This is a genomic window from Mesorhizobium sp. LCM 4577, from assembly GCF_001854795.2.
GTDB lineage: Bacteria > Pseudomonadota > Alphaproteobacteria > Rhizobiales > Rhizobiaceae > Mesorhizobium > Mesorhizobium plurifarium.
The window spans coordinates 135,313-156,050 of the sequence record NZ_MDDU01000004.1; the positions used below are offsets into that span (position 1 = coordinate 135,313).

At 64.2% G+C, this 20,738-nt stretch carries 22 protein-coding genes; 12 read left to right on the forward strand and 10 right to left on the reverse strand.

What is annotated here, in order from left to right; genetic code table 11:
- Positions 1-14 precede the first annotated feature (14 nt).
- Positions 15-209, reverse strand: a complete 195-nt coding sequence (locus tag LCM4577_RS09120; RefSeq protein WP_040980570.1) for a hypothetical protein — start codon at positions 207-209, stop codon at positions 15-17.
- 322 nt (positions 210-531) lie between these two features.
- Between LCM4577_RS09120 and LCM4577_RS09125 the strand changes: the two genes are divergently transcribed.
- Together LCM4577_RS09125 and LCM4577_RS09130 are read left to right on the forward strand one after the other, a co-directional pair.
- Positions 532-945 carry a low affinity iron permease family protein gene (locus LCM4577_RS09125; protein ID WP_071030876.1) on the forward strand — a complete coding sequence of 138 codons (414 nt, stop codon included), beginning with the start codon at positions 532-534 and terminating at the stop codon, positions 943-945.
- A gap of 160 nt (positions 946-1,105) precedes the next feature.
- A complete protein-coding gene (locus tag LCM4577_RS09130) occupies positions 1,106-1,345 on the forward strand; it encodes a hypothetical protein (RefSeq protein WP_071030875.1) in 240 nt (79 codons plus the stop codon).
- A 411-nt stretch (positions 1,346-1,756) separates the two neighbouring features.
- Here LCM4577_RS09130 and LCM4577_RS09135 read toward each other — a convergent pair whose 3' ends face one another.
- Positions 1,757-3,193 (reverse strand): MFS transporter, encoded by a 1,437-nt coding sequence (locus LCM4577_RS09135; protein ID WP_071070845.1) that lies wholly within the window; start codon positions 3,191-3,193, stop codon positions 1,757-1,759.
- 133 nt (positions 3,194-3,326) lie between these two features.
- Between LCM4577_RS09135 and LCM4577_RS09140 the strand changes: the two genes are divergently transcribed.
- Positions 3,327-4,256, forward strand: a complete 930-nt coding sequence (locus LCM4577_RS09140; protein WP_071070944.1) for a LysR family transcriptional regulator — start codon at positions 3,327-3,329, stop codon at positions 4,254-4,256.
- A gap of 743 nt (positions 4,257-4,999) precedes the next feature.
- Here LCM4577_RS09140 and LCM4577_RS09145 read toward each other — a convergent pair.
- Positions 5,000-5,122 (reverse strand): hypothetical protein, encoded by a 123-nt coding sequence (locus LCM4577_RS09145; RefSeq protein WP_274535000.1) that lies wholly within the window; start codon positions 5,120-5,122, stop codon positions 5,000-5,002.
- A 1,178-nt stretch (positions 5,123-6,300) separates the two neighbouring features.
- Positions 6,301-7,233: a hypothetical protein gene (locus tag LCM4577_RS09150; protein ID WP_041009426.1), complete on the reverse strand. Its 933-nt coding sequence runs from the start codon at positions 7,231-7,233 to the stop codon at positions 6,301-6,303.
- Between the two features lie 235 nt (positions 7,234-7,468).
- On the opposite strand from LCM4577_RS09150, the gene LCM4577_RS09155 reads away from it, so the two are divergent.
- The 4 genes from LCM4577_RS09155 to LCM4577_RS09170 all read left to right on the forward strand — a co-directional run bounded on the left by LCM4577_RS09155 (position 7,469) and on the right by LCM4577_RS09170 (position 11,281).
- Positions 7,469-7,690, forward strand: coding sequence for a hypothetical protein (locus tag LCM4577_RS09155; RefSeq protein WP_040980562.1), 222 nt, complete (start codon positions 7,469-7,471; stop codon positions 7,688-7,690).
- A 458-nt stretch (positions 7,691-8,148) separates the two neighbouring features.
- Positions 8,149-8,634, forward strand: coding sequence for a RidA family protein (locus LCM4577_RS09160; protein ID WP_071070945.1), 486 nt, complete (start codon positions 8,149-8,151; stop codon positions 8,632-8,634).
- 86 nt (positions 8,635-8,720) lie between these two features.
- The gene (locus LCM4577_RS09165) at positions 8,721-8,942 is read left to right on the forward strand and encodes an alkylphosphonate utilization protein (RefSeq protein WP_040980560.1); all 222 of its coding nucleotides are present in this window, start codon (positions 8,721-8,723) and stop codon (positions 8,940-8,942) included.
- Between the two features lie 344 nt (positions 8,943-9,286).
- Positions 9,287-11,281 carry an acyltransferase family protein gene (locus LCM4577_RS09170; RefSeq protein ID WP_071070847.1) on the forward strand — a complete coding sequence of 665 codons (1,995 nt, stop codon included), beginning with the start codon at positions 9,287-9,289 and terminating at the stop codon, positions 11,279-11,281.
- A 48-nt stretch (positions 11,282-11,329) separates the two neighbouring features.
- Here LCM4577_RS09170 and LCM4577_RS09175 read toward each other — a convergent pair whose 3' ends face one another.
- Together LCM4577_RS09175 and LCM4577_RS09180 are read right to left on the reverse strand one after the other, a co-directional pair.
- A complete protein-coding gene (locus LCM4577_RS09175) occupies positions 11,330-11,683 on the reverse strand; it encodes a cupin domain-containing protein (RefSeq protein WP_071070849.1) in 354 nt (117 codons plus the stop codon).
- Positions 11,684-11,995: 312 nt separating this feature from the next.
- Complete coding sequence (locus LCM4577_RS09180) at positions 11,996-14,005, reverse strand: AI-2E family transporter (RefSeq protein ID WP_083354676.1); 2,010 nt, start codon at positions 14,003-14,005, stop codon at positions 11,996-11,998.
- 253 nt (positions 14,006-14,258) lie between these two features.
- Between LCM4577_RS09180 and LCM4577_RS09185 the strand changes: the two genes are divergently transcribed.
- The 4 genes from LCM4577_RS09185 to LCM4577_RS09200 all read left to right on the forward strand — a co-directional run bounded on the left by LCM4577_RS09185 (position 14,259) and on the right by LCM4577_RS09200 (position 16,940).
- A complete protein-coding gene (locus LCM4577_RS09185) occupies positions 14,259-14,576 on the forward strand; it encodes a hypothetical protein (RefSeq protein WP_071070851.1) in 318 nt (105 codons plus the stop codon).
- A gap of 96 nt (positions 14,577-14,672) precedes the next feature.
- Positions 14,673-15,092 (forward strand): hypothetical protein, encoded by a 420-nt coding sequence (locus LCM4577_RS09190; RefSeq protein ID WP_131803218.1) that lies wholly within the window; start codon positions 14,673-14,675, stop codon positions 15,090-15,092.
- Positions 15,093-15,219: 127 nt separating this feature from the next.
- Positions 15,220-15,528, forward strand: coding sequence for a hypothetical protein (locus LCM4577_RS09195; RefSeq protein ID WP_040980992.1), 309 nt, complete (start codon positions 15,220-15,222; stop codon positions 15,526-15,528).
- 146 nt (positions 15,529-15,674) lie between these two features.
- Positions 15,675-16,940, forward strand: a complete 1,266-nt coding sequence (locus LCM4577_RS09200) for a DUF763 domain-containing protein (protein WP_071070855.1) — start codon at positions 15,675-15,677, stop codon at positions 16,938-16,940.
- A 111-nt stretch (positions 16,941-17,051) separates the two neighbouring features.
- Here the strand turns inward: LCM4577_RS09200 and LCM4577_RS09205 are convergent, their stop codons facing one another.
- From LCM4577_RS09205 to LCM4577_RS09220, 4 genes are all read right to left on the reverse strand, one after another.
- The gene (locus LCM4577_RS09205) at positions 17,052-17,288 is read right to left on the reverse strand and encodes a hypothetical protein (protein WP_071030868.1); all 237 of its coding nucleotides are present in this window, start codon (positions 17,286-17,288) and stop codon (positions 17,052-17,054) included.
- Entirely contained in the window at positions 17,285-17,623 is a 339-nt protein-coding gene (locus LCM4577_RS09210) for a hypothetical protein (RefSeq protein WP_071070857.1), read from the reverse strand. The genes LCM4577_RS09205 and LCM4577_RS09210 overlap by 4 nt, the downstream gene beginning before the upstream one ends.
- A gap of 270 nt (positions 17,624-17,893) precedes the next feature.
- Positions 17,894-18,490: a DUF6456 domain-containing protein gene (locus tag LCM4577_RS09215; protein WP_071070859.1), complete on the reverse strand. Its 597-nt coding sequence runs from the start codon at positions 18,488-18,490 to the stop codon at positions 17,894-17,896.
- A gap of 200 nt (positions 18,491-18,690) precedes the next feature.
- Positions 18,691-19,491, reverse strand: coding sequence for a GcrA family cell cycle regulator (locus LCM4577_RS09220; RefSeq protein ID WP_071030866.1), 801 nt, complete (start codon positions 19,489-19,491; stop codon positions 18,691-18,693).
- 573 nt (positions 19,492-20,064) lie between these two features.
- Here LCM4577_RS09220 and LCM4577_RS09225 point away from each other — a divergent pair.
- Positions 20,065-20,697, forward strand: coding sequence for a LexA family transcriptional regulator (locus tag LCM4577_RS09225; RefSeq protein WP_041009417.1), 633 nt, complete (start codon positions 20,065-20,067; stop codon positions 20,695-20,697).
- The last annotated feature ends 41 nt before the right edge of the window (positions 20,698-20,738 follow it).

A 20,738-nucleotide genomic window follows, 5' to 3' on the forward strand; every position in this document is an offset into this window, starting at 1 on the left:
GCCGGCAAGCGGGCTCAGCCGCCCCGCCGGCGCCGAAGGGCGACATATCTCAGATAGGTTGCGGCCGCGGCGTCGCAGGCGCGGCGCCCGCCGCCATTCGCCTCGATCATTGTCTTGGCCAGCTGTGGCGGCAGGCCGTATTTGCTGGCGAAGAAGGCCGGCTCGTATGGCTGGTCTTCGGCATCGTCCGTCGGTCTTTCGAGGTTCATGAGTGCTCCTTGTCGGCGGCGCGATAAAATTGGCGCGCTTGCCAATGCGGAGTCCTGGCTTTGGTTGCCGCGCTCGGGCCTCTTCGCAGAACGGTCCGACTTCAGTCGGATTGGGTTTTCAGACCGTCGCCCGATCGGCGGAACGAAGGGGGTTCGACGCTCGTTTGCCGGCATCGAATCCGCAGCTTCACGGCTGCCGACCGGAGCAACGGACATGAATGACGACCGCAACAGTGTTCTGGAGGCGCGCTGGCTTCTGGCCGTGCCGGCCTCGATGCTGCTCACCGTGCTGATTGCCGGGTTATTGCTTGGGTAGGCGGCGATTAACCGTCTTCTTTTTCGCGCCGCCGATTTCCTGTCACGCCCGCCCGGCTTCTACGCTATGGTCGTTGCCATGGTGGCCTGCACGCTCCTGGTGCCGTTCGGCCTGACCAATGTCGTGACTTATGCGTTATCGGTGGCGGCCATCATCATCACTGGCGTTGTCCTTATCCAGGGCTACCGCGACACGGCAGCCATCCATGCCAAGCTCGACGAGATCGTCATCGCACTTCGCCAGACGCGCAACGACGTGATCGGGCTCGAGCATGCGGAGCCGCATGAGATCAAATCCAAACTGACGGAGCTGGAAATGGAGGCCCATCGCCTTGCGGCACATGAAAGCCTGAGCGACGCGATGAGTGAAGCCGGAGCCGCGGTGGGTGGGGTTCGTTGGGGTAGCCGAGGCTCCGGCTGAAGGCGGAATGGGCACCGCCGCCAGGCAAAGATAGACCTCACCAGCGACGGCGAAATTACGCGATCACGGAAGCATTAAACTTCGAAAACCATCCCGACGCATTGCTACCACCCGGGTCGATTGGAACAAACGCTCGACGTCGCCGTTTGCGGGGATGGTTATGTTCGCACCCCTCGACATGCACGGCGAGAAGCGGGCCGATCTCCACCGGGCGGCAAGGCTGTCGATGCTTCATGACCGCGTGGTGAAACGCTTCGACAAGGTCGACCATTCCGCCGATGCCGTCGAGGTGGCCGCGGTCGCTTTCGTCGAAGCCACCCATCGACCGACCATCTTCATTGCGCCATTCCGGCCAGACGGGAAGCCGCAAACGGAGGCTGGCTGGACGCTCGGGCTGTGAGATAGCATGAATTGGTCAGTGGGGCCGCGCGTTGCGTTCCCTGGCCAGATCGCGGGTCCTCAACGCGGCGTAGACCGCCTCGCGGTCCCCACGATATCGCCCCAGCAATCTCATTGCCTCGTCCCGTTCCAGACGCCCGAGCTTCATCATGAAGCGAAGCTCACATTCCGGAATCGAAGGCTGAGCTTCCCGCCGCCGCCATGTTCCATACATCGCTTTGACCTTCCTGCCACGCCAACTCGACAGTCTGGCAGAACCCGCCAATCGTCCCGCCTGTCGAGACGTTGTATAGCCCCGCCATGCACTGACCTCAGTGACACTGCCCACACTTCCCGGTTCTGACACGTTAGCGATGTCCCCCACCCGCCCCAGTCCGCATCCTGTTCCAGAGTCGCAGGCGACCAGCGGAGATCAGGCGCGCCGGTGCTCTCTCCAACGGCCAGCAAATGCAATCGTCATCACCGCCGCCACCAACCCCGCTGCGACGGCAAAGGTCAGTCCCATCCCATGCGCGACAGCTTCTGGCGCCGCGCTTGTGACATCCTTYGTGCCGACGGCGAAGACGAATACCGCGCCCATCACCGCCGTGCCGGTGACGAGGCCGAGATTGCGCGAGAGGCTCAGCATGCCCGACACCACGCCGCGCTCGTTCTTGTCGACATCGGCCATGACGGCCGTGTTGTTGGCCGCCTGGAAGAGCTGGTAGCCGGGCGTGAGCAGGATGATCGCCGCCAAGTAGCCGGCGACGCCGAAGAGGCCTGGCAGCCAAGCCAACGCAACACAGCCAGCGGCCATCATCGCCAGGCCGGCGAGCACCATTGCCGCCGCGCCAAGACGGTCAACGACGCGCCCGGCAATAACGCCGCATAGCGCCGAGACGGCCGGGCCGATCGACAGGACAGCGCCCGCGGCCGCCTCGCCGAGGCCCAGCGCCCGCGACAGGAAGAACGGGCCGACGACCAGCGTCGCCATCATCACCGTCGAGACCAGCGCGTTCATGGCGAGGCTGGGCGCCAGCACCGGGTCGCGCAGCAGCGCGAGCTTGACCAGGGGCGACTCCACCTTGGCCTCGGCGACAACAAACAGCGCCGCGCCAGCAATTGCCCCGCCGAGCAGCGTCATGTTCAGGCCGCCGAAATGACCGCGCCCCACGGTCATGGACAACGCGTAAGACGCAAGCGTGGCGGCGAGCAACAGCGTGCCAAGCATATCGAAGCGTCCCCTCGCCTTGCCACGGACGGTGACCATGCCCGTGGCTTCGCCGGCTGGCAGAAAGCGCCAGGCGGCAAGCATCGCAAGGGTGCCGAGCGCGGCGTTGACGAGGAAGATCGAGCGCCAGCCGAAAGCGGCGATCAGCACGCCGCCGAGCGAAGGCCCGAGCGCCGTGCCGATCGCCGACATGGTGCCGAGCAGACCCATGGCGCTGCCGGTGCGTTCCTTCGGCACCGTCTCGCCGACGAAAGCGATCGTCAGCGCCATCATCACCGCCGCGCCCAACCCTTGCGCGGCGCGGGCGGCAATCAGCAGCGCCAGCGATGGCGCGAGCGCCGCGGCAAACGAGGCGACGCCGAACAGCGCCAAGCCTACAATCAGCAGCAACCGGCGGCCGACGAGGTCGCCGAGACGCCCAACGCTGACAATCAACGCGGTAATGGCGAGCAGATAGGCGAGCACCACCCATTGCACCGCCGCAAAGGAGGCGGCGAAGGCCACGCTCAGCGTCGGCAGCGCGACATTGGCGATGCTGGTGGCGAGCGAGGAGACGAGCATGGCAAGCGACAGGCTGGCCAGCGCGCCCGCCGTCGAATGGTGTGCGGGCGCGGCGCGGGTTTCGGCAATGTCGGCCATGATTCTTCTCCGTCGGTTGAGACTTGCCGGGGAAGATAAGCGCGCAGATATCATGGCGGAACGCGCAACATTTGCACTTGATCAGTGCACCAAACGCCATGCCTTCTTGACAGATCCGTGCTATGGTCGCGCCATGTTGCGACCCGATCTCAACCTGCTCGTCACGCTGGATGTGCTGCTTGCCGAAGGCAGCGTCGCCCAAGCCGCGCGGCGCCTGAAGCTCAGCCCTTCGGCGATGAGCCGTGCTCTGGCGAGGCTGCGCGCGGCGACCGGCGATCCGCTTCTGGTGCGCGCCGGGCGCGGCCTGGTGCCGACGCCGCGCGCCGTCGAACTCGGCGCTGAGGTCGGCCGGCTGGTGAAGGAGGCGGAAGCGGTGCTGCGGCCCGCCGAGCGGCTCGACCTCGCGAGGCTCGACCGCAGCTTCACGCTCCGCAACAGCGACGGTTTCGTCGAGAATTTCGGCCCGGCGCTGCTGGCCCGCGTGGCTGAGGAAGCGCCGGGCGTGCAATTGCGCTTCGTGCCCAAGCCCGACAAGGACAGCGGCCCGATGCGCGAAGGCGCGGTCGATCTGGAGACCGGCGTGGTCGGCCGTTCGACCGGTCCGGAAGTGCGCGCGCAGGCGCTGTTCCGCGACCGCTTCGTCGGCGTCGTGCGCGCCGGYCATCCGTTAAGCGAAGGCCGCATTACCGCCGCCCGCTTCGCCGCCGGCCGGCACGTATTGATCTCGCGTCGGGGCCTCGACCGCGGCCCGGTGGACGACGCCTTGGAACTCGTCGGGCTGACTCGGAAGGTCACCACCGTGGTCGGCGGCTTTGCAGAGGCGCTGGCATTGGCGCGCGGCTCCGACCTCATCGCCACCGTGCCGGAGCGCTATACCGGCACCCTGCGCGGCGGGCTGTTCACCTTCACGCTGCCGGTGAAGCTCGCCGCGCTGACGATCTCGCTCTTATGGCATCCGAGGCTCGAGGCCGACCCGGCTCATCGCTGGCTGCGCGGGCTGGTGAAGGAGGTGTGTCGCCATTCCTCTCCCCCATTCCACGGGGGCGAGAAGCCCATGCCCTGATACGCGCCGCAACACCACCGAACCAACCGCGCTTCAGCGCGATATCGGTATAATATTAGCAATCACCAATGTATATTGATGTACGCAGAAAAACCGTGTCTGTCGTGGAACCCGCGGCACGGTCAGCGCGTTGCCGGGCGCCTGTGAAACGGCCGGAGGCTCTCTTTGAGCGAATTCAGGAAGTTCGCCTGCCCCCGGTGCCTGGGCGCCGGCAAGGTGTTCGAGTGCGAGAAGCAGGTCGCGTCGAACGGCATGTGCTGTTCCTCTGGCGCATTGCGCGACAATTGCCCGGGTCAACGGGCTTCCTGTCAGGCCTGCAACGGAACCGGCCTGCGGGGCTACGGTGCACCCTCTGCCACGGCTGAACCCCAATTGGCTCGCCCGGCACGACGATCAGATCTTGCGCTGAGATAGACGGCGAAGCCGTCGTCGCGATCCATTCGGCCGAGGCCAAGACACCTTTCGAAGCGGCTGAGAAGGCGCTTGGCCAGAAAGTCACCTTGCGTGCCGGCACCGACAGGTGGGTCCGTGTCGTCGACCTCACCGAGCGGCCGCGGCCCGCGAGGCTCAGGCCCGCGATCTTCGAGTTCAGAGCAATTGGACAAAGGAAATAGGCCGGCCGCTTTTGCTCCCCGGCACTTTAGGCGCGTCGCGCTGAACGGATTCCGTCGACGCGCTTTAGCCTTTGTTTTGATGCATGTCGTTTCCCCCAAAAACCGCTGCGCACTTTTGGGCGACATGCCTTAGGCGCCGGCGCCGCCCATCAGCGCTGCGACCAAGGTTGCCAGGAAGACAAGCAGCCCCAATGCGACCCGATCCAGCCATGACCGCCGTCTGGCAAGAACCTCGAACAACCGATTGGTCATCGCAACTTCCCCCATTCGCTGGCGACATTCTATCACGTCTTTCATGAGCGGATCATGAAACGGCTCACAGATGCGCCGGATGTCGCTTTCGAGCGAAACCCGTCGTCGCCGGGCGCCGATGCTGCGCTGCCGAATTGCGCCCAAAAAAAGTCGGGGTCGAAGGAACAAGCCGGCCAGCGAAAAATCTGCTTATTCAAGCGGATAAGCATATATGTGCAGTGCGGCCCGCCGGCCGCTGGAAAAGCCCGGAATTCCGCCATTTCGCGGCCCTTGGGCGTCGCTCCGCCATGGCTTTAAACCGTGCTTCGGGCGCGAAAAGGCGGCTAAAAAAGTGCTTCCAGGCCACATGCCGGCAGCGTTGACAGGACACCGCCCCAATGGCACTGCGCAACCACTGGTCACGCCATGACCGTTGCTGTTGGGGACGGACGGGGTTTCAGCAGCTTGGCGGCGGCGCCGGACGGGCGGGCACCTGCGCAGTGTACCGCCCGCTCCTGGCCAGACTCAGTTTCCAGCGGTTAAGCCTGCTTGCCTGGGACCGCTTCGACCGGCGGCGCGTTCGTCGAATATCAGCTTAGGATCTCAGAACGAGAAGCCAGAGGATGGCGCCGCTGCGGTCACCGCAGAAAGCCTGTCGCGTCTGGCAAGTGTCGGTTTTCGATATGGCTTCTTCATCAGTTGTCTCGGCCCGTCTACGATGAGATCAGGACAGCAACTATGCCCCGCGCTCTCCGCGTCAAGCGATCAGAAATCAGGCAACGAGAAACGAGGCGAGAAGAAATTTGGCCGGCCAGCCGAACGGCGCGCCAGCCAATTGGGAGGCTAAAGCATGTCTCCCGAAAGTGGGAACCGGGATGAAGACATGCGTAAAATCAAAAACCTGAAGCGCATGAAGCGAATCTGAAAGATTGCGACGCGCTTAGAGCGTCAGACCGGGCCTGAGACCCGGATTGCCACGACGCCCGACAGCTTCTCGCGCTTCGACAGCACCGGCTTCCGGTAAGTCTTCCTCTGGATAACCCCTCTTGCCCCAGTTTCGCGCCCGCAACACGCAGCGCGAGCTCAATCCCGTCAAAGAATATTTGCGTTTGGCGTGCGATGAAGGCTGACTGCAACCCGAAAGCATTCGGATCGTAGCTGGCAAGCAACATCCGGCACGGCCCCGGTCAGTGCGGTGGTTAACCGGCGTGCTGCAGCCAGTGGCGGTCGAACAGCTCGAGGACGGCGCGGAATTCGGCCGGCGGGATCTGGATGGCGCCGTCGTCGCTGTAGGCGTCGAGGAATTTGTCAAGCTGGCGATCGACCGCTTCCGGATGTTCCAGGTCGATCCCGAGGCTCGCCAGGTCTGCAGCGATCGAACCGCCGGGCGGCAGGTACCCGCCCCATGTTCCGGCACCTGATGCCGCATCGCGCAGCCGCACCAGCAGGATCCGGGTCAGCGAGGGCTGCGCTTCGGGGCCGATGACGGCGGAGCCGCACATATAGCCGCCGAGCACACTGACCGGCTGTGTCTGCGGGAACAGGCATAGGAAGAACTGCGTGTCGCCGCCGACATCCTTGAGATGCAGATAGAGGCCGCGCTTCGCTGGCATCACCGGGCCGACGAGTTGCAAATGTCCGGTCGGCAAGGTCTCGCCATAGGTGGCCGTCAGCCCATGCGCGCCCGGCCCCGCTTCGATCGACAGGCGGCCCTTGATCATCCGGCCGCGGTAATAGGGCGACCAGGCGCGCGAATAACAGGCATAGGCCCCGGCAAGCCCGGAGCCGAGGCTACGCTCATCATGCCCGGATGCATCGAACTGCATGCCGGCGCGGCGCTCCAGTTCGGCACTGTCGATGCCGTGGCGGGCCACGATCGCGGCGATGAAGGCCGGCAGCTCGCTCTCGGCGATCCAGGCGCCGGGCTGTTCCAGCTCAAGCAACCTCGCCCAGTCGTCGTAGACGCTGATCTGGCGCGGGCGCGCCCGGCCCTGCAGCCATTTGTCGGCGCGGCCGAGATCGAACGCGGTGTTCGGATTGACGGCGCGGAACGCCGCCGCCAGATCCTTGCGGGTCACCGTTCCCAGCAAGGCCGACGTCAGCCTCAGTTTTTGCGCGATGTGCTGCGCCATGCACTTAGCCCCGATGTTTTCGCCGCCTAAGTCTTCGGCGTTCCGGCTGGAATCACCGAGCTTCTCCAATGATCCCGGTTAGCATGCCGGCAAATGGCCTCCATTCCATTTATCCTACTTCCATATGCTAATGTTCCTGGAATTCCAGAGAATTCCACGATGTTCCGCGCACGCGATCTTTGCGGGCGGACAGGCAGCGCTACGGTCGTTTCGGGATGAATACAGGGGAGCTGTCATGAAACTCATTTTATCMGCGCTTGTTATGGCGCTTGCGTTGTCGCAAACCGCCGAAGCCAAAACGAAAATTCCCCCGACCGAGGCAAAGACCGGCACTGAGAAGAGCCGGCCGCTGCTCGATCAGACGGCCACTGGCGGCATCGTGCCTTCGGCGGGCCTGCAGTCGAAGGACGCCGAACCAGGCCAAGCCTATCCGCAGCCGCTGGACCTTCATTTCTAAACCAATCCCGGAAGCCGTGCGCGGCGGTTTTGGTCCGGAGCCGCGTAAGACAAAAGGTAGCCATTCTGGGGGACCCATAGCCGGTTCACCATCCCGGATCGGCGAGGGAGAAGCAGCGGCCGGACGGCCGGACCAACAGCCGCCCCGGCCAGCCTGAGGGCTGGGGGTTGGCGCCGCCGGCGGGGCGGCGCCCGCCCGCGCGGATCGCAGGACCACGGTCCGCGCGGGCTAAAGCATGTCTCCCGAAAGCGGGCCCGGTTTCGGGACAGAGACATGCTTAAAATCAAAAACTTAAAGCAGGTCGCGTGATCCTTTTTCACGCGACCTGCTTTAGGCTTCCAGCCAACCACTCCCCCGATCATTCTTCTTCAGAGCAAAAGCCATTCTTGACGAACGCCCCGCGAACCGGAAAGCTCGGCCTCGGTGCCGCAATGGCGCTGTGCGAGAAGGACCATGCCATGCCGGGTGCCGACGAGAAGCTTGCCGCGCTCGGCATCGTGCTGCCGCCGCCGCTGAAACTGCCGCCGCGCATGGAGCTTCCCTTTCCCTGGGTGAACGTGCGCGGCGACCGCGCCTATATCTCCGGCCACGGACCGCAGGAACCGGATGGCTCGCTCGCCGGGCCGTTCGGCGCCGTCGGCGAGAGCGTGTCGCTGGAAGAAGCGCGGGCATCGGCCCGCAAGGTAGGACTGTCGATGCTCGGCAGCCTGAAACGCGAGCTCGGCAGCCTTGACCGGATCACCGGCTGGTGCCGCGTGCACGGCATGGTCAATTCGGCTTTGCGCTTCACCGAAACGCCGGCGGTGATGAACGGCTTTTCGGACCTCATCCTCGAAGTCTTCGGACCGGAAATCGGCCGCCATGCCCGCACGGCCATCGGCGTCGCCGCCCTCCCTTTGAATTTCCCGGTCGAGATCGAGGCCGAGGTGATGCTTGGGCAGTGAGCCTCCCCCAAGATTTCCAGCCCGCTTGACCAGGCCGTGGTCGGCGCGATACGCGGGCAGGCCATCCAACCAATAAAAGACCCGCCATGACCGACCCTATCGTAAAAGACAGCAACGGCACGCCGCTGAAGGATGGCGACTCCGTGACCCTCATCAAGGACCTCAAGGTCAAGGGCACATCGGAAACGATCAAGCGCGGCACGCTGGTGAAGAACATCCGGCTAAACGGCAATCCCGGCGAGATCGAATGCAACACCAAGCAGGTCAAGGGTCTGGTGCTGAAGACGGAGTTCCTGAAGAAGGCCTGATAGCGGGCCGAGGCTCTGCGATGGGCTATCTAGCATTGCATTTGCGAGCGGCTTGTCCCCGAGCAAGTGCTTGGAAAATGCAAGAGAGGGGATTTCGTAAGGCGCCGCCGCTGCTTTCTTGTAAAGCGCTAACTTTCCTCGTCGACGCTTTTCCCCTCTTTTGCATTTCTGACACTCAAGCTTCGCTAAGGTGTTGAAATCGCTTTCTCGCCCACAAAGGGGAGATATGGCGCTACCTCCCCTTATGTTGCACCGCGTTAGATTTGTTGCATTGCGATATCGTCCCAAAGGGCCGAGGCTTTACCGCAGGCGGGATACGAACGACTATTGCGAGGTTCGTATTCGTGTCAGCATCAGCGCAGGATTTCCGGCCCGATATCGAAGGGTTGCGGGCGCTGGCCGTGGCGGGCGTCATCGCTTTCCACTTCGGCCTGACCGCGCTGCCCGGCGGCTTTGCGGGGGTCGACATCTTCTTCGTCATCTCGGGTTATCTGATCACCCGCCATCTGGTCGCCGAGATCTCCGACACCGGCCGACTTGATCTGTTGCGTTTCTATGCCCGGCGCGCGCGGCGCCTGTTGCCGGCGGCACTTTTCGTCATCGCCGCAACGCTTGCCGCGGGCGCGATCATCCTGTCGCCGGAGGAGCAGGCGCTCTATTCCAAGGGCGCGATGTTCGCCTCGGCCTATATGATCAATCTGTGGCTGATCCGCTGGTCGTTCGACTATTTCGCCAATGACGCCACGAGCAACCCGTTCATCCACTACTGGTCGCTGTCGGTCGAGGAGCAATTCTATCTTGCCTGGCCGGCGCTGCTGATGCTGGCCGCGTGGATGAAACCAGGCAAGCGCGCCATCATTGTTGCCATCGGCATTGTTGGCCTCGTTTCCTTCATCCTCTGCGCCTGGCTGACGAGCGTCTCGCAGCCCTGGGCCTTCTACTTTTCGCCGCTGCGCGCATGGGAATTTGCCGCCGGCGGCCTCGCATCGATGGTGCCGGCGCGGCTATTGCAGGAGCGCCTGCTGCTGGGGCGGGCGTTAAGCCTGGCCGGCCTGACGATGATCGGGGTCGCTTATCTCACCTTCAGCGAGGACGCTCCCTTCCCCGGCTTTCTGGCGCTTCTGCCGGTGGCCGGCACAGTTCTTCTGCTCAAGGCGGGAGCGGCCGGCGCCAGGGACGGCACTCCTCATTCACACAATTCCGGACGGAATTGGGTGAAAGCCGCCCTGGCGCTGCCACCTTTGCAGTGGATCGGCAGGCTCTCCTATTCGCTCTATCTCTGGCATTGGCCGGTCATCGTCTATGCCGGCATGCTGGCGCCGGAACTGACGCCCGCCGAGCGGCTCTCCTGCCTTGCGCTGACGCTGGCGCTAGCTGCCATCAGCTACCACCTCATCGAGAATCCTATCCGTCGCAACGGCTGGCTGATGGCCAATGCGGCGCGGGCGCTGGTGCCGGCCCTCCTCCTGACCGGCACCGGCGTCGCAGCCGCCTATGGCAATGCGAGGCTCGCCGTGCACAACCTCGATGCGGAACAGCGCGTCATCGCCGCGAGCGCCGCCGAACCTTCCACGGCCCGCGCCAAAGCCGGCTGCGTGCAGGACTACGAGACGGTGACGCCGAGGCCTTGCGTATTCGGCGATGGCCATCGTGTCATCGCGCTCTTCGGCGACTCCCACGCAGACCATTGGTCGACGCCGCTAATCGAAGCGGGCCGCAAAAACGGCTACCGGGTGGTGACCTGGCTGAAGAATTCCTGCCGCGCCTCGCGCATCAGCGTCTGGTCGTCCGAGCTCAAGCGCCCCTATGCGGAATGCGACCGCTGGCGCGAACAGGCGATCGCCGGGATCATCCAGGCGAAACCTGCGCTGGTGGTCATCTCGGAGTTGGCGCTGACCAGCGGGCGCAAGATGGCGGGCCGCGCAGGCGACACGGACAGCCAGGACGCCGACTGGCGGGCCGGCCTGCGCTCGACGCTCACCAGCCTGAGCCAGGCCGGCCTCAAGGTCGCCTTCATCCGCGACGTGCCGTTCAACAACGCCAATGTCGACACCTGCGTGGCGCGGGCGCTTTGGCGGAATGAAACGCCCTCGCGCTGCGACCAGACGCGGGCCTATGCCGCCAACGATACCATGGCGGCGGCGGAGCGCGACATCGTCGACAGCATCCCCAACGCAGCTTACGTCGACCTCACCGACCGCTTCTGCAGCGCCACCATTTGCCACGTCTTCATCGACGGCAAGCTCGCCTTCCGCGACCAGCACCATATGGCGACGCCCTTCGCGGAATCGCTGGAGCCGGAGATGGAGGAGAGGGTGATTTCGAAGGTGGGACGGTAGGGTGCCTCCTGTCTCCTCCCTTGTGGGGGAGATAAGGGCGCCGCGCCCTCACCCCACCACAACGACGAAATGCTTGGTCACCGGCTCGAGGATTTTCCAGGTGCCCTTGAAGTCAGCCTCGACCACGAAAGCATCGCCGGGGCCGACCTCGACCGGCTCGCCGCCGTCGGGCGTGATGATGATGCGGCCGGCGATCATGTGGACGAATTCATAGTCGGTGTAGGTGGCGTGGTAGGTGCCGGGCGAGGCGCGCCAGGTGCCGGACATCACCTTGCCGTCCTCGGTGGTGTGCTGGACGGCAGTCTGCATGGTGGGGGACCCCTCGACCACGACCCAACCAGGCAGGTCGCCGGCATCGGCATGTTCGACGGGGCCGAATTTGAGAATGGTGGGWCTGGTCATCGCATGCTCCTGGGTTCGCTGGAATTGGCTGACGACGCATAGCCGATGACGGCAGCGGCTGCACGTGACGATGCGACAATGGCATGCAAAGCGGCGACGGGTTGCGATGACCGAGGCGTTCGCCGGGCAGTTGAATATCCGGTCCCGCTTCGGGACGGGCATCTGTCTTGCTCCGAACAGATTGTCGGTATCTTCCCGCTGGCCCCGGTCGGGGATCAGGTCTTAATCCCGCGGGCCTGTGGCTTTCGGGATCGGGGTAGGCCTGGCGAATTTTCTTCTGCACCGTCTGCCGACTGGCTGGCGCCCCCGCCTTCACTCCGCGGCTTGCAACTGCTTTCGGCGCGCCGGCTGACGGCGGCGGTGGGCTGGTTTCAGCGTGACGGCGGCCCTTTTGGACAGCGCCCCAGTCACCGCCTCGACCATGCCGAAGGCGGCGAAGTCCGCGTTCATGGTGGCGGCGAGCTCTGCCGCCCGCTCGGCGTCGTCATTGCCGACCTCCGACCAGAGCACGATGCCGACGCGCAGCTTCGGCTTGATGCGCTTCAACCTGCGCACCATGAAGCGGCCGTGCTTGGTGGACTGACGGTTGAGGAAGCCGATGACGACGCAGTCGACGGCCGCGAGATCAAGATGGCGGATCGCCGAGGCTTCGAGGTCGGCGAAGCTTGCGCGGCTCGCTTCAGCGCCCTGCACCTCGAGCACCTGCGCCAGCATGGCGGCGGCGGCATCGTCGAGCTCGCCGCGGCCGCCGGCGCAAAGCACGGCAATGCCTGAACCGTCCGGCAGATCGACTTCCTCCTCGTCGGCTTCGCCGGACTTGTCGTCCGGCGTCTTTTCGACAGCGGTCTTTTCGGAAGCTTTGCCTTCCTCCGCCTTGGCGGCCTCCTGATCCTCTTCCTCCTCGGCTTCCTGCTGGGCGCTATCGTCAAGGTTGGCGACGAGCGTCATAGCACTGTCGGCGACCTGCCTGCGCTGCTCCGCATCCATGACGCCGCGCTCGCGGTCCTGCTCGCCAAGCAGCAGAGCCGGGATCVCCACCTTGCTGTAGAATTCGAACAGATACTTGTCTTCCAGCATCTCCTCGGCGTGGTCGGTGGCCTCTTCCGGATCGCCGGCCAGCAGCCGCTGGTAGAGCCTTGCATGTGGCTCCAGCACAGGCTCATTGCCGAACAGCACATCGAGGAATTCGAATTGCGGCACGTGTCGACCGAGCACCACCAGGCAGACTGTGAGCGGCGTCGAAAGCACCAGGCCAATCGGCCCCCACAGCCAGGTCCAGAAGATCGCCGCCACGATGATGGCCAAAGGCGAGAGCCCGGTATGCGAGCCATAGAGCCAAGGTTCGATGACATTGCCGGTGATGAGCTCCACGACGACGAACAGTGCGACTGTCCACAAGAGCAGCGACCAGCCCGGCGCCACCGCCAAAGCGAGGAACAGCGGCAGCAGCGCGCCGACGATCGGCCCGATATAGGGAACAAAGCGCAGCGCCAGCGCCAGGAGGCCCCAGAGCAGCGCGTTGGGGATGCCCAGCACCCAGAGCCCTATGGTGATGGGCACGGCATAGATAGCGTTCACCACCAACTGCATCAGCAGATACTGGCCGACGCGTTTGCCGGCATCCTGGAGTGCCTGCGTGGTGCGGTGGAGATCGCCATAGCCGACCAGCCGGATGAAGCGGTCGCGCAGGTCCTCGCGCTCCATCAGCATGAAGATGACGACGATGACGACGAGGCCGGCGGAACTGAGCGGGCTGATCAGCGGGCCGACAAGGTTCTGCAGCACTTCGAGCGGCTTTTCATGCGAAACGACCTCGACCGGGATCGGATCGCGCTTCGGCGCCTCGGCGGCCGAAGGCAATTGCGGCTCCTGGCGATCGATCTCCTGGCCCACCCGCTCGATGACGCCACTCAGGCGCGAGATGATGCCGCCGCCGAGGCCGTTTTCCTTGAGCGCGCGAACCTTGGTCAGGATGTTTATCTGATAGACGGGGATGTTCTGCGCGAGATCACTGACCTGAGTGGCGATGACGAAGGAGAACAGCGACAGCGCGGCAAATGCGCCGGCGACGCTGGCGATGACCGCCGCGATGCGCGGGATGCCGAGGCGCTTCAGCCAGGACACGACAGGGGCGATGGCGAAGGTCAGGAGCAGCGCAACGGCGATCGGCAGGAACACCTCGCGCCCGAAATAGAGCGCGGCGACCGCGGTAACGACGCTCGCGACGGTCGGCAGCGCCGTGCGCGGATGCCCCCTGGAAGCGGCGAGCAAGCTCGCCAGCCGCGGCTCCGTTACCCCATTCCGATGACTGGCCGCCACCATCGAGCCTCCCTGCTGCCTGGCAATGATCAGAGATATTTCGCCGGCGTGCAACGCGCAGAGGGCTGGTCGGTTGCAGATGCACTAATAATATTCGGGGCCATCGCCTTACGGGGAACGAGCAGCGCCAGATCAGATGTCTGGCGCCCTGGCATGTGCCTTGTCCAAGGGTGGCAAGTTGACGGTTTTCGGAACACGAATTGCCCGAAACCGTTGTTTTGTCGAAGGGGCGTTCTTGAACCTCAAGGAGGCAGCGATGAAAAAGCTTCTGCTTGCTTCGATGATCGCCATCGCCTCGGCGTTCGCGATCGCGCCGGCCAGCGCGGCCAGCGTGCAACTCGGCATCGGCGTCGGTCCGGGCTATGATGACGGCTATTACAACGACTATGGCGGATACTATCGTCACCGCTATTATCGCCATGTCTACAATGACGACTACGACAATGGCGACTACGTGGTGCGCTATCATCACCGCCGCCATCATTGCCGCACCGAACTGGTGACCCACTGGCGCCACCACCACCGCGTGGTGGAAGAAGTGCGCGTGTGCGGTAACGGCTACGGCGGCTACTAAGTCGTCCAGGTTGAATAGCGCGGAACGGCTTTCGCTCGCTCCGCGCTATCGTGCGGCATGTGCGCGGACCGCTTCGAGCGCTCACGAAGCCTTCAAATGTTGCTGATTGTGCGTGGCGGCGCAATTTTTTCGGCGCGCCGCACGTTATCATGGATGAACCTTCAGGAGGTTACCATGAAAAAGTTGCTGTTTGCCTCGGTAATCGCCCTCGCCTCGGCAGTTGCCATTGCCGCGCCAGCGAATGCTGGCAACGTATTCCTTGGCGGCAGTTACTTCGACTACGGCCCCTTCGGCGATTTTTACGACAGCTACAACCAAGCCCCGGTCTACGGCTCCTATTGGGGCGGCTCATATCTTGATGAGGGGCCCGGTTACGGCCCGGCCTACGGCAACGATGGCAGCAGCTATGTCGCCCCGCCGAACGTCGTGCACGCCCGCCGCCATTGTCGGATCGAAGCGGTGAGAACCGGCAGCCATGACCGCAGGTTCACGCGCGAGGTGCGCGTCTGCAACTAGCGGCATCCGCCGGCGAGAGGCCGGCGCGACTTCACATCCCGGTAATTTTCGCGCGAGGCCAACAGCCACTTGGCAGCTTTTCGGCTTGTAAAGCGTTGTCAATGTGAACCTTCAGGAGGAGGTTGCCATGAAAAAGCTTCTGCTTGCATCTGCAATCGCCATCACGACGGCGGCGGCCACGGTCGCGCCGGCTGACGCGCATTCGCATGTGTTCTTCGGCTTCGGCTTCGCGCCCTTCGGCGGCTATTTGCCGTACTACGGCGGTCCATACTATGGYGGCGGCCCGTATTACGACGATTACTACGACGACTATTATCCCGGCTATGTCGTCGGCTACCCGCACCGGTACCACAGATATTATTACTATCACCACCGGTACCACCACAGGCATTACTACCACCACCGGCATCATCACCGGCTCTACGGGCGCAGGTAGCAGCAGGGGCGGCTGAGGCGCTGGCAGAACAGCGCCCCTCTGCCTGCCGGGCATCTTCCCCACGAGGGGGAGATCAGCGGTTCGTGTGCCTTGCAAATCCCACCCGAAATGCCATCTAAGTCGCCAATCCTGAGGAGAACAAAAAGGTGACGCAGCGAAGCGGCAGCGCCGACCTGCCGCTGCATGGCGGGCGGGTCCCGAAATGGCTGGGCGAGCGCATGACGAAGCTCGGCGCGGTGCTCTGCGAAGCCATCATCCACCATTACGGCCGCGACGAGCTTTTGCGGCGCCTTGCGCATCCCTTCTGGTTCCAGTCCTTCGGCGCCGTGATGGGCATGGACTGGCATTCGTCCGGCATCACCACCTCGGTCATCGGCGCGCTGAAGCGCGGGCTGAACCCGCTCAGCAACGAGCTCGGCATCCATGTCTGCGGCGGACGAGGCGCGCATTCGCGCAAGACGCCGGGCGAATTGCTGGCTATCGGCGACCGCGTCGGCCTCGACGGCGATGCTTTGGCCACCGCCAGCCGGCTCGTCGCCAAGGTCGACAGCGCAGCCCTGCAGGACGGCTACGATCTCTACCTGCACGGCTCCATCGTCGCCGATGACGGGCGCTGGGTGGTGGTGCAGCAAGGCATGAACGGCGACGCCCGCCAGGCGCGCCGCTACCATTGGCTGTCGGAGGGGCTGACGAGCTTCGTCGACCAGCCGCATGCGGCGATCGAGGGCGAGACGCAAGGCGAGATCGTCAACCTCACCGACCGGCGCGCCGAAAAGGCCCGCGGCGGCCAGGTCGAGCTTCTGAAGACGATGAGCCCGGAAAAGATCCTCACCGAGCTTGCCCTGCTGGAGCCGCAACCCGAACCCGAACCTGCCGCGCAGCCGCTGCTGCCCAACCTCGTCATGCCCGCACATCACGACGTGCGCGAGTCAGACATCGTCATGCGCCGACTGCACGGCAACATCGCCTCGGCCATCGAAAGCGGCCCGAAGGATTTTCCCGAGTTGCTGTTGGTCCCCGGCGTCGGCCCGCGCACGGTGCGGGCGCTGGCCATGCTCTCGGAAGTGGTGCACGGCGCGCCCTACCGCTTCTCCGACCCGGCTCGCTTCTCGCTAGCCCACGGCGGCAAGGACCGCCACCCCTTCCCCGTGCCGCTGAAGGTCTATGACGAGACGATCTCAGTGCTGAAATCGGCGGTGGGGAAGGCAAAGCTCGGGCGAGGTGAAGAGTTGGAGGCATTGAGGCGGCTGGACGGCGAGTCACGGCGCATGGAGCGCTATGTGACGGGGCCGAGCTTGAAGGAGATCGTGGCGGGCGAGATGGACCAGTCGCATCTGCTGGGCGGGCGGAGCGTGTTCGGGTGGGAGAACGCGCCTGACGGCGAACCGAAGCCGCTAAAGAAAGGCGCTTGAGGCCCCTGAAACGGTGTCACGCAAAGCACGCACGTCACTATACGGGGAGAAGGTGCCGGCAGGYGGATGAGGGGCGGCGCCGGACCTCTGCGATTTGATACTTTGCGCGGCTCAGCGATGCTCATGACTCTGCTGACGAACCCAACGCACGACAGCCGCGATCTCAACCACTGGTGCGATCAGCCCACCGAAAAGAACAGCCAAAAGCGGAATTGCGGCGATGCTAGTTCCGGCTGGCTCCGGGCGCTGAGACAGCCAAGCAAGCATGATCGCCTGTCCGAAGGCGAGCAGCACGATCACGAACGATACAAGGACAACCGTGAGATAGGCCAAGGACTGCCTGATCATGGCAACGCCTTCGACACCTTTCCGAGGAAATAATCATAGCGATCGAAGTCAAAGCTAGTTTTGATTTCAACGACGCCGATGAGTCTTTCCGAAAGGCCGGCGTTCAATTCAAACATTCCGTCCAGATCGTCCGAAGCCGGCCTGTCAAGAACGCGCCTGACATTCGCGTCAGCGAGGCCCTGAAGCTCCTCGTCGCCTGCAAGACGTTCGGTTTGGCGATCGTACCATTCCAGATGCCAAACGGCCTGATGTTCGCCGGCCCCTCTCTCCAACAACCGCATCTCCTCCTCAGGCTCCACATAATGGATCAGCCCCGCCTTTTCGGACGTGACCATAATCCCTGTTCCAGATAGCCAAGGACTTCCCTGGGGTACTCCTCGGAATATTCGTCGGTATCCATGGAGCAGACCACAACGCCTTCGTTCCCTTCCCAGACAAGGATTTTGTCGCCAAGTCGAGCAAGGGTTCCATCGGGGTATTTCATTGGATGCTCATTGCGTTTCGCTGAGAAATTCCAGACCACAGCCAAATACACATGCTGTGTCAATTCGCCCTCTACCGTCTCGGCTTACGGTTATCCTGCAATCAACGAGCAATCTAAATATTCACCCCGTCCGCCTCCCCATCATACCATAATGTACCGCCAGCAGATCCAGCCCGACCTTCAGCAGCTTAACCACCACATCCCTCCCCTCGCCGCTGCGCTCGGCGACCGCCTTCACCGACTGGCCTTCGAGGCAAATCTTGCGTACCATCTCCGCCACCTCCCAATGGGCGAGCGCGGCCACCGCGTGGGCATGCGCTCGGCCGGCTGAGAGCACGCGGTCGGGGACGCCGCCGCCCACCCGGCCACTGTCGACCCGCTCGCTCCAGGATTGCGGCTGCAGGCCTTCGCGCTGGCTGCGCTCGAAATCGTCGCGAAAGCGTCCTCCGGCCTCGCGCTGCTGGCGGCTGAGCGAGGTGATGCCGGTGAGCGGGTCGACATTGCGCAGGCGCACGATGCCGCCGGTGGAGGTGTAGCCGCCGTTCGACACCTCGTAGACGCGGCGCGCCTCGGCCGTACCAGTGGTGAGGCGCTGGCGGCCGAAGGCGTCCTGCTTCAGCGCAAAGTCATGGCCGACCTCGCGGCGGATGCGCACCTGCTCGGCCTCGCCCTTGGGAAGCTTTGGCGGCTGCGGTCTCTTGGCGGCTTTGCGGGGCATGGGTGATCCTTTGCGAGTGGGTAATTGGAGAGGTCGGCGGGACAGCGCCCTTCTGCCCTGCCGGGCATCTCCCCCGAGCGAGGGAGATTGGCGGTTTCGGCGCCGGCTCTCCCTTTCAACGTTGGCGGTTGGCAGGAGGCGAGGAAGAGAATGATCTCCCGGTTGGGGAGATTAGCGGTGTCGTTTGCCCCTATTCGCGATCACCCTCTACGATGGCCGTGGAATCTTGCATGGTGATGCGCGCAGTAGGAGCGCGTGGCCGATGTCGGCAGGCCGCAGCAGAGCATGTCCGGCCCCAGGTGCGCGCCGACGGGATCGTCTTCCACACCTTCGCGCAGCGCGAGATCGAGCGGCGCGCGACAGCGGCCGAACAGACAGTCGAGGAAGCGCATCGCCGCGACATGCGGCTGGCGGCCGGGGTTTTTCGCGGGCGGCGGCGCCGGGAGCTTGTAGAGATGCGCTTCGGATTTCTGACGCTCGCCTGGGGCGAGCCAGGCCGGAGGCAAGGTGCGCGCGGGTTTGCGGGCTTTGGGTTTCTTGGGCGTGGTGGTAGTGCGGGCTTTGGCGGTGTCCTTTTGCGTAAGGGTGTCATAAGCGGATAGGTCGGCGGGACAGCACCCCCCTCTGTCCTGCCGGACATCTCCCCCGCAAGGGGGGAAATTGGCAGCTTCTGCGCTGGCGCCTTCCACCAATTCGGCATATCTGGAGAGCGCCGCCGGCTCCGAAAGCGTCATCCCTCCAGCCGTCGCCCTACCCCGCCGACCTGGTCGGTTCGGCCGCGCGGCTTTCGTCGGCCTGCCGCCGGCGCGGCCGCCTTTGGGGTTGGCGAAGCCGATGGCGCTCAAGCCGGCGTTGCGGTGGACGATGCCGATGATGGCGTTGCGCGAGACCGGAGCGCCGCGCAGCGCGCTGAAGCGGCCGGCGATGCGCGAGGCCGACAGCCCCTCCTTCAGCAGGGCGGCGATCTCGTCGATTTCCTTCTCGGTGTAGGCGGCTGCCATCGTCTCATTCCAATGATTGCGAAGCGCTTGGGGCGAAGCGCCCGGCTTCAGGCCAAGCGCCAGGGTTCGGCCGCGAGGCCGTTTGGTGATCAGGCCGGCAAAAGTGTTGACGTCAGGCGGCGCCTGGAGCGTTCAAGCGAAGGAGCGCTGCCTCGGCGGCGGTGCGGGTGAGCCCGGACACCGCCCGGCCCGTCACCCTGTCGAACAGGATGACGGTGCCGTCCTCGGTGCGGATGCAGCTTATGCCCGAATTGGCGGCCGGAGCCGGGGGAGGAACGGCTCCGGCCGTTCCGGTGAACCGGGGTGCGGGCGGTTCGACCGGATCCGGGGCGAGCGCCCCGGAATGCGCCCGGACCGGGGAGGAGGACAGTCCGGACGATTGGAATTGATGCGTCGAGGGACGCGCGTTCATGCCGCCTGTCAGCTCTGGGAGGCTCGTGGGCGGCGCAGGAATCACGGGCAGTGCGGAAATGCTTGCGGGATGCTCATTCATGCGCTAAGCGTACGTTATGTACGAAAGGCGCGCAAGCGAAATCGTACACTTTGGACGATTATTTTCAGGCATTTTGTACGATGACGGATTCCCGGCACAGATTGCAGCAGGCGCGCGCCCAGGCCGGCTATGCCTCGCCCAGCGATGCGGCGCGGGCCTTGCGCGACATCAACAAGAATACGCTGATCAGCCACGAGAACGGCAACCGGCCGCTGTCGCGGAAAGCGGCCGAGAAATACGGCCGGCTGTTCGGCGTCGACCCCGGCTGGCTGCTGTTCAATGCCGACGGCGCGGAGGCGGCGCCGGTCAGCCTCACCTCAGCGCCCGTCACCGTCGACGTGCCGATCGTGTCGTGGATCAGCGCCGGCGAGCTCGGCAGCCAGGACAGCGTCGTCAACCTCTCCGACTATCCGACCATTCCCACCGCCGACCTCGAGGAAGGCGAATGGATCGCGCTGCGCGTCGACGGTCCGTCGATGAACAAGATCTCGCCGCCGGATTCGATCATCTTCGTCAATCTGCGCGACAAGCGGCTGGTGACCAATGGCTGCTACGTGATCGCCGACGAAACCGGCCGCGCCACCTACAAGCGCTACCGCCCCAATGACAATCCGCCCTTCCAGCCGGCGTCCTATCTCGACATCCCGCCGCCGGAGCTCGAAGGCGCGATCACCATCATCGGACGGGTGAGACGGTCGATCATCGATATGTGAGGGGACAGGTCCGGTGTCGTCCGGCAAAGGCTGCAATCCTC

Coding starts and splice junctions, on each gene's coding strand:
- LCM4577_RS09120 (WP_040980570.1), bottom strand. CDS start 209: ATGAACCTCGAAAGACCGACGGACGATGCCGAAGACCAGCCATACGAG.
- LCM4577_RS09130 (WP_071030875.1), top strand. CDS start 1,106: ATGTTCGCACCCCTCGACATGCACGGCGAGAAGCGGGCCGATCTCCAC.
- LCM4577_RS09145 (WP_274535000.1), bottom strand. CDS start 5,122: ATGACCAATCGGTTGTTCGAGGTTCTTGCCAGACGGCGGTCATGGCTG.
- LCM4577_RS09150 (WP_041009426.1), bottom strand. CDS start 7,233: ATGGCGCAGCACATCGCGCAAAAACTGAGGCTGACGTCGGCCTTGCTG.
- LCM4577_RS09160 (WP_071070945.1), top strand. CDS start 8,149: ATGCCGGGTGCCGACGAGAAGCTTGCCGCGCTCGGCATCGTGCTGCCG.
- LCM4577_RS09165 (WP_040980560.1), top strand. CDS start 8,721: ATGACCGACCCTATCGTAAAAGACAGCAACGGCACGCCGCTGAAGGAT.
- LCM4577_RS09185 (WP_071070851.1), top strand. CDS start 14,259: ATGAAAAAGCTTCTGCTTGCTTCGATGATCGCCATCGCCTCGGCGTTC.
- LCM4577_RS09190 (WP_131803218.1), top strand. CDS start 14,673: ATGTTGCTGATTGTGCGTGGCGGCGCAATTTTTTCGGCGCGCCGCACG.
- LCM4577_RS09205 (WP_071030868.1), bottom strand. CDS start 17,288: ATGATCAGGCAGTCCTTGGCCTATCTCACGGTTGTCCTTGTATCGTTC.
- LCM4577_RS09210 (WP_071070857.1), bottom strand. CDS start 17,623: ATGGTCACGTCCGAAAAGGCGGGGCTGATCCATTATGTGGAGCCTGAG.
- LCM4577_RS09215 (WP_071070859.1), bottom strand. CDS start 18,490: ATGCCCCGCAAAGCCGCCAAGAGACCGCAGCCGCCAAAGCTTCCCAAG.
- LCM4577_RS09220 (WP_071030866.1), bottom strand. CDS start 19,491: ATGGCAGCCGCCTACACCGAGAAGGAAATCGACGAGATCGCCGCCCTG.
- LCM4577_RS09225 (WP_041009417.1), top strand. CDS start 20,065: ATGACGGATTCCCGGCACAGATTGCAGCAGGCGCGCGCCCAGGCCGGC.